Raw genomic sequence first — 12429 nt, forward strand, 5'->3', positions numbered from 1 at the left:
GTGCCGCTTTTTTTGCGCCTGCGGGGTTTTTACGCTGCACTGCAACATTTTTCGTCCGGGAATGCTACGATGACGCTTTGATACCCCTTTCAAAGCCGATCTTGCATTTCAGGAAACTCCACCGCCGTTCGCGCATGCTGGCAAGCCGCTGGCTGACGGGCATGCACGCCTATACCGACACCCTGGCGCAGCGCCGTCCCCTGTGGATGGTCAGCCTGGCCATCGACGAAACGAACTTGTCCGAAGGCTTGCGGGCCGCTTGCGCCTCGAGCGCCATGCTGCTCTTGGGCTTGCTGTTCGACCATCCCGATTTTTCCTGGGCCGCCATCGGCGCCTTCTGGACCTGCCTGGCCGACGCGGCCGGTACGCGGCGCATGCGTTTCGTGTCGATGGTGGGTTTCGGCCTGCTGTCGACCGTGGCCGGCGGCCTGACGGCGCTGGCGGCCGGCCATGGCGTGGTGACGGCGGCCATCGCCGTGCTGCTGTTTTCCTGGGCCGGCGCGCTGGCGCGCATCTGGGGCGCGGCCACGGCGCAGGTGGCCATCCTGGCGGCCACGGCCTGCGTGGTGATGGTCACGCATCCATTGCAATCGATGACGCAGACGGCGCCTTTCCTGGGGCTGTACATGTTCGGCTGCCTGTTCGCCACCGTGCTCAGTTTTACGGTCTGGCGCATCCATCCGTTCGGCCCGAGCCGGCGCGCCATCCGCGCCGCGTATTCGCGCCTGGCCGGCATCGCGCGCGACAATGCGCGCTTCCTGGAACAGGGCCCCGCATTGCCGGACGCGGCCGCGCATGGCGCCAGCTACCGTTCGCAGGCGCGCGCCGCGCTGGAAGCGGCACGGGTGGCGCTGGCCGCCGTGCCGCCCGCGCGCGCGGGCCGCAGCGCCCTGTACGACAATCTGCTGCTGGCACTCAGCGACGCCGAGCGCATCTTCGCCTATCTGATCGCCGTCACGCATACGTGCGAGCGCGAGCAGCACCGGCTGCGCCAGGACCCGCGCGCGCGGCGCAGTCTGGAAGTGATGGCCGTGCTGCTGCGCCGCCTGGGGCAAGCCGTGCAGCGCCAGCCGGAAACGCCACCCCTGGAATTGCAGCGCCGCCTGGCCGGTTGCGGACGGCGCCTGGAAGCGGCGCTGGGCGCCTTGCTGCCCTTGCGCCTGAACGTGGAATTCATGGAGCTGGGCTTGCCGCGCGCGACGCAGCTGCCGTGGCGCGAGGCGGCCTTCCTGGCGCTGGGGCAGGCGTGGCAAACGGCGAAAGTCAACGCCACGCCGCAGTCGCTGAGCTGGCGCCACGCGGCGCGCGTGTCGCTGGCGACGACGGCCGGCTTCCTGCTGGTCGAGGCGCTGCATATTCCGTTCGGCTACTGGGCCACCATGGCCATCTTATTGATATTGCAGCCGTCGGTGTCCACCACCTGGCCGCGCGGCATCGAACGCGTGGCGGGCAGCGTGCTGGGCGCCGTGCTGGCCGTGCTGATCGGCCTCGTCATCTACACGCCGCTGGGCATCTCGCTGGTGGTGTTTCCCCTGATTGTCGCCACGATGGCCTTGCGCCGCGTCAGCTACAGCCTGCACGTGCTGTTCATGACGCCCGCCTTCGTGCTGGTGGCCGACTATGCGGCGCCGGCCAGCGAGATGGTGTATGCGATGAGCCGCCTGGGCAACAACGTGCTCGGCTGCGTGTTGGCCCTGCTGGCCACGTTCTTCCTGTGGCCGGACCGCGAGGCGGACGACCTGGATCAGCGCCTGGCGAAAGCCGTGTCGGCCAACCTGAAATACCTGCTGGCCGTGCTGGCGGCCGGTGGCAAATGGGATAGCGCCATCGCGCGCCTGCGCCGCGAGGCGGGGTTGGCCAGCAATAACGCGGAACAGGTCTTGCAGCGCTTGCGCATCGAGCGCCGCCTGGACCGCAGCAGCGGCGTGGGCCTGGCGGCGCTGCGCACCTTGCCGCTGCTGCGCCGCGTGGCGGGCAGCACGGCGCGCATCAGTCTGAGCCCGCAGGCCGAGCCGGCGCCGCCCGAATTGCAACGCTGGATCGCCGAGGTCAGCGGGGAAATCGATGCGCTGCTGCGCGGTGACGCCGATGCCGGCGCGCCTGGTCCCTGCGTTGCGGAGGGCTTGACGGCCCTGCAAGCCGACGCGGTGGCCCAGGTGCAGCTGCTGCGGGGATTATTGCGCGAACACATGCATGCGCAGCCCGTGAGCCTGCCTGTACCGGCCTGAATATAGCCGCCGGCCGGCTGCGCCCGCAACCGGCCTCTCCTGCTTGCGGCGCCGATATTGTATAGACGTTTGACGCCTCCCAATCTCTCCAAATTCCACATTCCATGCGCTTTGCCCGTATATTTTCCAAACTGGAAATTTATCGAAATGAAACGTTGACTCTAAAATAAGTGCGGTCTATATTCGTTTTCGTAGCAAGCAAAGATGACATTTCTTACGACTGGTCTGCCGCGATTGCCTGAGGCAATCGCTCACATGGAGAGTAGTAAATGAAAAAGATTGCAGCATTTATTTTCACCCTGGGATTGAGCGCTTCCTATGCCATGGCTTCCGATATCGGCTGCTCTACCTGCGAGGAGGAGCTGCGGGAATGCACGATGCAAAATGGCGACAGATCCCCATTTTGCATCGGCAGTTACAAAGCCTGCCTGAGGGTCTGCGACATCGGCTCCTGATCTCCGTGCATTGCCAGGCGGCGGGCAAGCGCATGCTGCGCCGGCCGCCCTCGATCATCTACGTCTCTGATACCTATGATGCAGAAAAAAATGAAAACCATCGTCATGTATGGCCTGATCCTCGCTGCCGGTCTGGGCAGCGGTTATGGCCTGTCCTTGTTGCCGGGCTTGTTCAAGTCGAATTACACCGAGGGCAATTACGCGGCGTATTTCCCGAATGCCCAGGCGAAAGTGGTCTTGTACGGCACGGACTGGTGCGGCTACTGCGCCAAGACGCGCGCGTACTTCAAGGAAAACAAGATCGAATTCGTCGATCTCGATATCGAGAAATCCCCGGAAGCGAAAAAAGCCCATGCGGAACTTGGCGGCGGCGGCGTGCCTGTTGTGCTGATCGGCAACCGCAAGATTCAGGGTTTTAATGCGGGCGCGCTGGAAGCGGCGCTGAAGAAAATCTGACGTTCCCACTTGTTAACTTGAAAGGCTGACCATGTTCAAAAAGATTGCCGCTTTCCTGTTTGCCGCCGGCGCCGCCCTGTCTTTCAGTGTCCAGGCTGGCGGCCCTGACTGCCCCTTTGTCTGCGAGCGCAACTTGCTCGATTGCGTGGAATTCGGCCAGCCGGCCTGCATGGAAAATTATCAGGCTTGCCAGAAGGAATGCCTGCGCCCGCCGCATAACTGACGCGCGGAAGCACTTATGGATGACGCGTAAGGGACGGCGCGCCATGGATGTTGCTCATCGTCTCACAATTCAACAGGAGTGCTTATGTTCAAAAAACTGGGTTTCTTTTTGTTTGCCATGGGCGTCAGCGCCTCGTATGCGATCGCCGGCGGCGGCGAGCCGGAATGCTATGCGCAGTGTGACGACGATCTGGTGCAGTGCATGACCGACCATCCGACGGCGCCAGGCGCGTGCACCAAGATTCACCGGATGTGCATGAAAAGCTGCGATCCGATCTTGCCATAGATCATGATTGCCGGCTAACCAGTCAGTACGCTGGGCAGGCCGGCTGCGTCACTTCATCCATCCTGCCGTCCCTCATTTCCACAAAGGAGTACTTATGTTCAAAAAACTGGGTTTCTTTTTGTTTGCCATGGGCGTCAGCGCCTCGTATGCGATGGCCAGCAGTACCGCCGACATTTCGGAATGCCAGGCCGAGTGTTATATGGCGCTCGACGCCTGTGTCATGGAGTTCAGTGTGCCTTCATGCGTGCGTGTCAATAAGGCGTGTCTGCAGGCCTGCGGCTAGCAAGCGCCTGTCAGCTTGATGCAACACGGCGATGCCTGTCAAACTGCATCGCCGTTTTTTATTTAGCCCCGCGTGCGGTCATGCCGCCACAGCACGTCGCTGCCGCCGGCAAAGCGGTTGAGCACGCGCGACAGCACGAACAGCAGGTCCGACAATCGGTTCACGTACTGGCGCGGATGTTCGTGCAGGGGCTCCGCATTGGCCAGGGCGACGATGCTGCGCTCGGCGCGGCGGCAGACGGTGCGGCACACGTGCGCGAGCGAGGCGGCGCGTGAGCCGGCCGGGAGGATGAATTCGGAGAGGGCCGGCAAGTCCGCATTGTATTTCGCCAGCAGGTCGTCGAGGCGCAGCACGTGCTCTTCCTTGATCAGCTGGTAGCCGGGGATGCAGATTTCTCCGCCCAGGTCGAACAAATCGTGCTGGATGGCCACCAGTTCGTCGCGCAAGGCGTCGGGCATGGCTTCGCACAGCAGCAAGCCGATGTTGGAATTGAGTTCATCCACGTCGCCCATGGCGTGGATGCGCGCGCTGTCCTTGCTGGTGCGGCTGCCGTCGCCCAGGCCGGTGCTGCCATTGTCGCCCGTGCGCGTGGCGATTTTCGAAAGTCGGTTGCCCATGATGCTGATCCTGTAAAGAAGAATGGGGGCAGCATACGACACTGTGCGCCGCCCGGCGCCGGATTTGCAGGCAAATCGGACAAAAAATGCGGTGCGCGCCACTTTTGTGCTTACAATCGTTGCACGTCCATGCCTCTTGCCATCCATCTTATGCTCAATGCCGCCCCTGAACCCGGATTGACCGCCGCGCGCCAGCAAGCCGTCGTCGCGGCCCTGCTGGCCGTGCTGCCGGCCCGCTGCGTGCTGTCCGACGCTGAAGACACGCGCCCGTATGAATGCGACGGCCTGGCCGCCTACCGCCAGCTGCCGATGGTGGTGACCCTGCCCGACACGGAAGAACAGGTCATCGCCATCCTCGGCGTCTGCCGCGAACTTGGCGTGCCGATCGTGCCGCGCGGCGCCGGCACGGGCTTGTCGGGCGGCGCCTTGCCCATCGCCGACGGCGTGGTGCTGTCGACGGCGCGTTTGAACCGTATCGTGCGCCTCGACGCTTATGCGCGTACGGCCGTGGTGCAGCCGGGCGTGCGCAACCTGGCCATTTCCGAAGCGGCGGCGCCCCACGCGCTGTACTACGCGCCCGACCCGTCCTCGCAGATCGCCTGCAGCATCGGCGGCAACGTGGCGGAAAACTCGGGCGGCGTGCATTGCCTCAAATACGGCCTGACCGTGCACAATGTGCTGCGCGTGCGCGTCGTCACCATCGACGGCGACGTGCTGGAACTGGGCGGCGAATGCCTCGATTCGCCCGGCCTGGACCTGCTGGCCGTCTTCATCGGTTCCGAAGGCATGCTGGGCATCGTCACGGAAGTGACGGTGAAACTGATACCGAAGCCGGCGACGGCGCGGGTCATCATGGCCTCGTTCGGCGACGTCGTCACGGGCGGCAATGCCGTGGCCAACGTGATCGCCGCCGGCATCATCCCGGCCGGCCTGGAAATGATGGACCAGACCTCGTCGCGCATGGTCGAACCGTTCGTCAAGGCCGGCTACGACACCGACGCGGCGGCCATTTTGCTGTGCGAAGCGGACGGCACGCACGAGGAAGTGGAAGAGGAAATCGCCCGCATGACGGCCGTGCTGGAAGGGGCGGGCGCCAGCGCCATTGCCGTCTCGCAGTCGGAAGCGGAGCGCATGAAATTCTGGTCCGGCCGCAAGAACGCGTTCCCCGCCGCGGGACGCATCTCGCCCGACTACTACTGCATGGACGGCACCATCCCGCGCAAGCGCCTGGCGGAAGTGCTGACGGGCATCGCCGCCATGGAAACGACGCATGGCTTGCGCTGCGCCAACGTGTTCCACGCGGGCGACGGCAATCTGCACCCGCTGATCCTGTTCGACGCCAACAAGCCCGGCGAATTCGAGCGCGCCGAGGCGTTTGGCGCGGACATCCTGGCCCTGTGCGTGGCCGTGGGCGGCACCATCACGGGCGAACATGGCGTGGGCATGGAAAAGATCAATTCCATGTGCGTGCAATTTACGCGCGCCGAACTCGATGCCTTCTTTGCCGTCAAGCGCGCCTTCGATCCCCATGCCTTGCTGAACCCGGACAAGGCGATTCCCACCTTGAACCGCTGCGCCGAATTCGGCAAGATGCATGTGACGGCGGGACGCCTGCCGTTCGCCAACCTGCCCCGTTTTTAATTTTCCGGAGACCCCATTGCAAGCGATAGCGGAACAATTCAGGCAGCAGATTCTGGCGTCCAGCGCGGCGGGCAAGCTCTTGCGCCTGCGCGGCGGCGGCACGAAAGACTGGTATGGCCAGCAGCTCGATGGCGAGGTGCTCGACACGCGCGCGTATGCGGGCATCATCGATTATGAACCGACGGAGCTGGTGATCACGGCCCGCTGCGGCACGCCGCTCGCCGAGATCGAGGCGGCGCTGGCCGCGCGCAACCAGATGCTGGCTTTCGAGCCGCCGCATTTCGGCGCTGGCGCCACGCTGGGCGGCGTCGTCGCCAGCGCCTTGTCCGGGCCGCGCCGGGCCAGCGCGGGCGCCTTGCGTGACTTCGTCCTGGGCGCCGTGCTGATGGATGGCCATGGCGAACGCCTGGCCTTTGGCGGGCAGGTCATGAAAAACGTGGCCGGCTACGATGTCTCGCGCCTGCTGGCGGGGTCCATGGGCACGCTGGGCCTGATCCTGGAAGTGTCGCTGAAGGTGCTGCCCCTGCCGCTGCGCGAAGCGACCTTGCGCGTGGCGTGTGCGGAAATTGCCGCCTTGCGCCTGCTCAATGAATGGGCCGGTCAACCGCTGCCCATTTCAGCCAGCTGCTGGCACGATGGCGTCTTGAGCGTACGCCTGTCCGGCGCCGAGGCGGCCGTCTCGGCGGCGTTGCACGCGCTGGGCGGCGAGGTGCTGGCGCCCGATGACGCGGCCGCCTTCTGGCTGTCCGTGCGCGAGCAGACGCACGCCTTCTTTGCGGGCGCGGGCAGCTTGTGGCGGCTGTCGCTGCCGCCGCACGCCAGCGCCGTGATCGTCAAGGGGCGCCAGTTGATCGAGTGGGGCGGGGCGCAGCGCTGGCTCAAGCTCGACGCCGACGCCGATGCGGCCGGGGCGCTAGACATCCGCCAGGCGGTGGCCGCCGCTGGCGGCCACGCCACCCTGTTCCGCGGCGGCGACAAGGCCGTGGGCGTATTCCATCCGCTGGCGCCGGCCGTTGAAAAAATCCACCAGCGCCTGCGGCAGGCTTTCGACCCGGCCGGCATCTTCAACCCGCACAGAATGTATTGAGCGCGCATGCAAACCAATCTCGCCGATTTCATCAAGAACACGCCGGCAGGCGACGAAGCCGAAGCCATCCTGCGCGCCTGCGTGCACTGCGGCTTTTGCACGGCCACCTGTCCCACCTACCAGCTGCTGGGCGACGAACTCGATGGCCCGCGCGGGCGCATCTACCTGATCAAGCAGGTCTTGGAAGGCGCGCCCGTCACGGCCAAGACGCAGACGCACCTGGACCGCTGCCTGACCTGCCGCAACTGCGAGTCGACCTGTCCCTCGGGCGTGCAGTACGGGCGCCTGGTCGACATCGGCCGTAACGTCGTCGAGCAGCGCGTACAGCGCCCCTTGCGCGAACGCGCGCTGCGCTTCGCCCTGAAGGAAGCCTTGCCGCGCCGCTGGCTGTTTACGCCCGTGTACAAGGCGGGTCAGGCGCTGCGCCCGCTGCTCTCGAAAAGCTTGCAGGACAAATTGCGGCCAGGCGCCGCAGCCGGTGCATGGCCGGTGCGCCGGCACGCGCGCACCATGTTGCTGCTCGACGGCTGCGTGCAGCCGGCCATGTCGCCGAACATCAATGCGGCCACGGCGCGCGTGCTCGACGCGCTGGGCGTGCAATTGATCGTCGCGCCGAAGGCGGGCTGCTGCGGCGCGCTGCGCCATCACCTGAATGACCAGGACGCGGCGCTGGACGACATGCGCCGCAATATCGACGCCTGGTGGCCCTATGTCAACGGCATGGACAGCGCCGAAGCCATCGTCATGACGGCGTCCGGCTGCGGCGCCACGGTGAAGGAATACGGCCATCTGCTGGCGCACGATGCGCAGTATGCGCAGAAGGCGCGGCGCATCGCTGAACTGACGCGCGATCTGTCCGAGATCATGCCGGCCTTTGAGAACGAACTGGCGGTGCTGCTGAAGGGGCGCATAGTGAAAAAGGTGGCGTACCACCCGCCGTGTACCCTGCAGCACGGCCAGCAGATCCGCGGCAAGGTGGAACAGGTGCTGCGCACCGTCGGCGTTGACGTGCACCTGTGCGCGGACAGCCATTTGTGCTGCGGTTCGGCCGGCACGTATTCGATCCTGCAGCCGGCCCTGTCGCAGCAGCTGCGCGACAACAAGGTGGCGAACCTGGAAGCGTGCGAGCCGGAGATGATCGTGTCGGCCAATATCGGCTGCCTGAGCCATTTGCAGTCCGGCACGCAGACGCCCGTGCGGCACTGGATCGAGCTGATCGACTCGGCCTTGACGCCTAAATAGGTATTTCGCTGTACTGCGCGATGCGCCATTGCGGGGCGGGGATGAACGTGTTCGCCCACTCCAGCACGGCGTCGGCCGGCATGGGACGGGCGATGCCGTAGCCTTGCGCCAGGTCGCAGCCGAGCTGGATCAGGCGCGCGCCATGCTCGACGCTTTCCACGCCTTCGGCGATCACCGTCAAGCTGAAGGAACGGGCCAGGCCGATGACGGCGCGCACCAGGTGCAGGTCGTCGCGGTCGTTGAGCATATTGCGCACGAAGCTCTGGTCGATCTTGACGATGTTGGCCGGCAGGCGTTTCAGGTAGGACATCGACGAATAGCCGGTGCCGAAATCGTCGAGCGCGAACGTGATGCCCAGCGCCTGGCAGGCGCGGATGATGCGGCGCACGTCCTCGATGTCGTGCAGGGCCGACGATTCGAGGATTTCCAGTTCCAGCATGCTGGCGCGCACGCCGGGAAATTCGCCGAGGATGGTTTCCAGGCGCGAGACGAAGTCCGGTTGCTGGAAGTGGCGCGCCGCGATGTTCACGCTGACCACCCAGTGCTTGCCGGTCGCGCTCCAGCGCTGCATCTGCCACAGGGCCTGGCGCAGCACCCATTCGCCGATATCGATGATCAAATCCGTCTGTTCCACCAGCGGCAGGAATTGCGCCGGCGCCAGCACGCCGCGGCGTGGATGCTGCCAGCGCAGCAGCGCTTCCATGCCCACCACCGTGCCGGCGCGCATATTCACCTTGGGCTGGTAGTACAGCCGCAGTTCGCCGTTGATCAGGGCGTGGCGCACTTCCGTGCGCTGGTTGTGGTGGGTGCGTACTTCCTCGTCGAGGTTGGTGTCGAAGAAGTGGTACTGGTTGCGCCCCGTCAATTTCGCCTGGTAGACGGCGTGGTCGGCGTGGCGCAGCAGGCTTTCCGTATTCAGGTCCTTGCCCGCGTAGACGGCGATGCCGGCGCTGGCCGTCATGTGCAGCGCCTGCTGGTCGCACTGGTAGGGACGGCTCAGCTCAGTCATCAGTTGCGTGACGTTCTGTTCGATGCTGGCGATGCTGGCCTGGCCGCACAGCAGCATGACGAATTCATCGCCGCCCAGGCGCGCCGCATAGTGGACCTGGCCCGTAAAGCCGTGCAGGCGGCCCGCTACCTGCTTGAGGATTTCATCGCCCGCCTCGGCGCCGTAGCGGTCGTTGATGGCCTGAAAGTGATCGAGGTCGAACAGGCAGACGGCCAGCAGACGCTGGCGTTCGCGCGCCAGGAACAGTTCCTGTTCGAAGCGGGCGGCCAGCGCGGCACGGTTGGGCAGGCCCGTCAGCACATCATTATAGTTTTGCCAGGACAGCTTTTGCAGCGCCTGTTGCATGTGCACGGTTTCATTCAGCTGTTCGCCCAGCTGGCGCTGGCTGGTCTTGAGTGAGGTCAACAGTTCTTCGATATCGCCGGCCATGCCGTTGAACGACTGCGACACGGCTTGCGCCTCGGGCGTGGCGCCGGCTGCCAGGCGCACGGCGAAGTTGCCTTCGCGGAAGCGGTCGGTCGCCTGCACGAAGCGCGCCAGCAGCTTGCGGTGCGTGGCCAGGATCAAGCCCAGCAGCAGGAAGACGAGCACGATATTGATGCTGCTGAGGACGGCTTGGTCGCGTACCCGGTGCCACACTTGCGCCAGGGGCAGGCCGGGCGTGTAGTGCAGGTTCAGGGTGCCGTCGCCGCCGTCCGGCAGCGCCACCGTCAGGCGGCTGCGGATGGCATTGATACCCGCCAGGCGCGCGAACCACGCCGGCACCGTGGCCAGTGTGTCGCCAAGCTTGCTGTCGGCCAGCACCTCGACATGCCCGCCAGCCGTGTCCCAGCGGGCGGAAACGAGGCTGCGGTTCAGCGGCAGGGCGCTGCGCAGTACCTGGCGCACGCTGTCGTGCATCGCGTGACTGTCCGCGTGCACGGCCAGCGGCAGCACGCTATTGGCGAGGAACAGGTCGAGTTGCCGCGCATCGTTCTGGTAGCGCGCATTGGCCAGCGCCGTTTCCGTGCCGAGCAGGGCGTGATAGCGGACGGTGGAAACGGCGAGTATCAGGAAGAAAATAGGAAGAAAGAGGCGGGAATAAATTCCCATCCGCATCCATGAAGATAATATTTTCCCAAAGACTGGCATCGTTTTTTGATCGATATCTGCGAATAATTATGCAAACATTATCACTGAAATTTGCTATTGGAAACACAATATTGATATCAAGCATGAAATAAACACGGATTCATTGATTTGAGCAATTATTGTTTTTAATCAAACCGTCGAATGGCTATTCCTGTAGCAATTGCCGAATGTCGTCCGCCAGGCTGGCCGGTTTGCTGGCCGTCGCGTAGCGGCGAAATACGCTGCCATCCTTGCGCACCAAAAACTTGGTGAAATTCCATTTGATCGACTGCGTGCCCAATATGCCGGGCGCCGCCTGTTTTAATTGCGCAAAGACAGGGTGCGTATGCGGGCCATTCACATCGATCTTGGCAAACAGGGGAAAGGTGACGCCGAAGTTCTTTTCGCAAAAGGCTTTGATTTCCCCATTCGAGCCCGGTTCCTGCTGGCGGAATTGGTTGCAGGGAAAGCCCAGCACGACCAGGCCCTGCTCGTGGAATGCGCGGTACAGCGCTTCGAGCCCCTGGTATTGCGGCGTGAAGCCGCAGGCGCTGGCCGTGTTGACGATCAGCAGTACCTTGCCCTTGTAGCGGGCCAGGTCGATCGGCGTGCCGTCCAGCGCCTCGGCCTGGAAATCGTGGATGCTGGTCATGTCAGAGGAGTCCCAGTTTGGTGGCGCCCGTTTGCGGAGCGGGTTCCGGCGCCGTGGCGCCCTTGAGTTTGATCGCCAGGCGCAGGTCGTTGACGGAGTCCGCATTGCGCAGCGCGTCTTCATGGCTGATGGCGCCCGCTTCGTGCAGGTCGAACAGGGCCTGGTCGAACGTCTGCATGCCATGCTCGCGCGATTTTTTCATCAATTCCTTGATCTCGTGCACCTGACCCTTGAAGATCAGGTCGCTCATCAGCGGCGAATTGAGCAGGATTTCCAGCGCCGCCTTGCGCCCGCCGCCTTCCTTGTTGGGGATCAAACGCTGCGAAATCATGCCCTTCAAATTCAGCGACAGATCCATCAGCAGTTGCTGGCGACGCTCTTCGGGGAAGAAATTGATGATGCGGTCCAGCGCCTGGTTGGCGTTGTTCGCGTGCAGGGTGGCCAGGCACAGATGGCCCGTCTCGGCAAATGCGATGGCGTGGTCCATCGTGTCGCGGTCGCGTATTTCGCCGATCTGGATCACGTCGGGCGCCTGGCGCAAGGTGTTTTTCAGGGCCGTGGCCCAGTCGTCCGTGTCGACGCCCACCTCGCGCTGGGTGACGATGCAGTTGCCGTGCGGATGGATGAATTCCACGGGGTCTTCGATGGTGATGATGTGGCCATGGCTGTGCGCGTTGCGGTGGCCCACCATGGCGGCCAGGGTGGTCGACTTGCCGCAGCCCGTGGCGCCCACCATGATGACGAGGCCCCGCTTGCTCATCACGATGTCTTGCAGGATGGCGGGTAAACCGAGCCCATCGAGCGTGGGGATGGCGGTATTGATCAGTCGCAAGACCATGCCTGCCTGGCCCATCTGCACGAAGGCGGACACGCGGAAACGCCCGAGGCCGTCCGGGCTGATGGCGAAATTGGCTTCGCGGCTCGATTCGAACTCGGCCGCCTGGCGTTCGTTCATGACGGCGCGCACGTAGCCGGCCGCCTGCTGCGCGGCCAGCGCGGCGCCCGCCAGCGGCGTCAGCTTGCCGTCGAGCTTGATGGCGGGCGGAAACCCGGCCGTGATGAACAGGTCGGAGCCGCCCCGTGCGCGCATCTGCGCCAGCAGCGCGTGCATGGCGCCATAGTGTTCGTGCGTCGTCTGCAT

Annotated in this window: 13 protein-coding genes; 9 read left to right on the top strand and 4 right to left on the bottom strand. The window is 64.3% G+C overall.

The window, feature by feature from the left end; genetic code table 11:
• Positions 1-134 precede the first annotated feature (134 nt).
• The 6 genes from D9M09_RS02060 to D9M09_RS02085 all read left to right on the top strand — a co-directional run bounded on the left by D9M09_RS02060 (position 135) and on the right by D9M09_RS02085 (position 3930).
• A complete protein-coding gene (locus tag D9M09_RS02060; RefSeq protein ID WP_121668465.1) occupies positions 135-2228 on the top strand; it encodes an FUSC family protein in 2094 nt (697 codons plus the stop codon).
• A gap of 269 nt (positions 2229-2497) precedes the next feature.
• Positions 2498-2683: a hypothetical protein gene (locus tag D9M09_RS02065; protein WP_070222622.1), complete on the top strand. Its 186-nt coding sequence runs from the start codon at positions 2498-2500 to the stop codon at positions 2681-2683.
• Positions 2684-2773: 90 nt separating this feature from the next.
• Positions 2774-3139, top strand: coding sequence for a glutaredoxin family protein (locus D9M09_RS02070; protein WP_240453530.1), 366 nt, complete (start codon positions 2774-2776; stop codon positions 3137-3139).
• Between the two features lie 31 nt (positions 3140-3170).
• The gene (locus D9M09_RS02075) at positions 3171-3362 is read left to right on the top strand and encodes a hypothetical protein (protein WP_121668466.1); all 192 of its coding nucleotides are present in this window, start codon (positions 3171-3173) and stop codon (positions 3360-3362) included.
• A gap of 84 nt (positions 3363-3446) precedes the next feature.
• A complete protein-coding gene (locus D9M09_RS02080; protein WP_070222616.1) occupies positions 3447-3647 on the top strand; it encodes a hypothetical protein in 201 nt (66 codons plus the stop codon).
• 94 nt (positions 3648-3741) lie between these two features.
• A complete protein-coding gene (locus D9M09_RS02085; RefSeq protein ID WP_121668467.1) occupies positions 3742-3930 on the top strand; it encodes a hypothetical protein in 189 nt (62 codons plus the stop codon).
• Positions 3931-3992: 62 nt separating this feature from the next.
• Here D9M09_RS02085 and D9M09_RS02090 read toward each other — a convergent pair whose 3' ends face one another.
• The gene (locus tag D9M09_RS02090; protein WP_070222612.1) at positions 3993-4547 is read right to left on the bottom strand and encodes a cob(I)yrinic acid a,c-diamide adenosyltransferase; all 555 of its coding nucleotides are present in this window, start codon (positions 4545-4547) and stop codon (positions 3993-3995) included.
• Positions 4548-4697: 150 nt separating this feature from the next.
• On the opposite strand from D9M09_RS02090, the gene D9M09_RS02095 reads away from it, so the two are divergent.
• The 3 genes from D9M09_RS02095 to glcF are packed head-to-tail and all read left to right on the top strand — an operon-like array spanning position 4698 to position 8517.
• Positions 4698-6188, top strand: coding sequence for an FAD-linked oxidase C-terminal domain-containing protein (locus tag D9M09_RS02095; protein WP_121668468.1), 1491 nt, complete (start codon positions 4698-4700; stop codon positions 6186-6188).
• 16 nt (positions 6189-6204) lie between these two features.
• Positions 6205-7275, top strand: coding sequence for a glycolate oxidase subunit GlcE (gene glcE / locus D9M09_RS02100; protein ID WP_121668469.1), 1071 nt, complete (start codon positions 6205-6207; stop codon positions 7273-7275).
• A 6-nt stretch (positions 7276-7281) separates the two neighbouring features.
• Positions 7282-8517 (top strand): glycolate oxidase subunit GlcF, encoded by a 1236-nt coding sequence (glcF, locus tag D9M09_RS02105; protein WP_121668470.1) that lies wholly within the window; start codon positions 7282-7284, stop codon positions 8515-8517.
• On the opposite strand, the gene D9M09_RS02110 is transcribed toward glcF, so the two are convergent.
• From D9M09_RS02110 to D9M09_RS02120, 3 genes are all read right to left on the bottom strand, one after another.
• The gene (locus D9M09_RS02110; RefSeq protein ID WP_121668471.1) at positions 8510-10618 is read right to left on the bottom strand and encodes a putative bifunctional diguanylate cyclase/phosphodiesterase; all 2109 of its coding nucleotides are present in this window, start codon (positions 10616-10618) and stop codon (positions 8510-8512) included. The genes glcF and D9M09_RS02110 overlap by 8 nt on opposite strands.
• 184 nt (positions 10619-10802) lie before the next feature.
• Entirely contained in the window at positions 10803-11288 is a 486-nt protein-coding gene (locus D9M09_RS02115) for a glutathione peroxidase (protein ID WP_121668472.1), read from the bottom strand.
• A gap of 1 nt (position 11289) precedes the next feature.
• Entirely contained in the window at positions 11290-12429 is a 1140-nt protein-coding gene (locus D9M09_RS02120) for a PilT/PilU family type 4a pilus ATPase (RefSeq protein ID WP_205602324.1), read from the bottom strand.

Source organism: Janthinobacterium agaricidamnosum (assembly GCF_003667705.1).
In the GTDB taxonomy this organism is placed as follows: domain Bacteria; phylum Pseudomonadota; class Gammaproteobacteria; order Burkholderiales; family Burkholderiaceae_D; genus Janthinobacterium.

Bases quoted from the DNA above. Each gene is read 5' to 3' on its own strand.
- D9M09_RS02060 (WP_121668465.1), top strand. From the start codon at position 135: ATGCTGGCAAGCCGCTGGCTGACGGGCATGCACGCCTATACCGACACC.
- D9M09_RS02065 (WP_070222622.1), top strand. From the start codon at position 2,498: ATGAAAAAGATTGCAGCATTTATTTTCACCCTGGGATTGAGCGCTTCC.
- D9M09_RS02070 (WP_240453530.1), top strand. From the start codon at position 2,774: ATGAAAACCATCGTCATGTATGGCCTGATCCTCGCTGCCGGTCTGGGC.
- D9M09_RS02075 (WP_121668466.1), top strand. From the start codon at position 3,171: ATGTTCAAAAAGATTGCCGCTTTCCTGTTTGCCGCCGGCGCCGCCCTG.
- D9M09_RS02080 (WP_070222616.1), top strand. From the start codon at position 3,447: ATGTTCAAAAAACTGGGTTTCTTTTTGTTTGCCATGGGCGTCAGCGCC.
- D9M09_RS02085 (WP_121668467.1), top strand. From the start codon at position 3,742: ATGTTCAAAAAACTGGGTTTCTTTTTGTTTGCCATGGGCGTCAGCGCC.
- D9M09_RS02090 (WP_070222612.1), bottom strand. From the start codon at position 4,547: ATGGGCAACCGACTTTCGAAAATCGCCACGCGCACGGGCGACAATGGC.
- D9M09_RS02095 (WP_121668468.1), top strand. From the start codon at position 4,698: ATGCTCAATGCCGCCCCTGAACCCGGATTGACCGCCGCGCGCCAGCAA.
- glcF (WP_121668470.1), top strand. From the start codon at position 7,282: ATGCAAACCAATCTCGCCGATTTCATCAAGAACACGCCGGCAGGCGAC.
- D9M09_RS02110 (WP_121668471.1), bottom strand. From the start codon at position 10,618: ATGGGAATTTATTCCCGCCTCTTTCTTCCTATTTTCTTCCTGATACTC.
- D9M09_RS02115 (WP_121668472.1), bottom strand. From the start codon at position 11,288: ATGACCAGCATCCACGATTTCCAGGCCGAGGCGCTGGACGGCACGCCG.
- D9M09_RS02120 (WP_205602324.1), bottom strand. From the start codon at position 12,429: ATGCAGACGACGCACGAACACTATGGCGCCATGCACGCGCTGCTGGCG.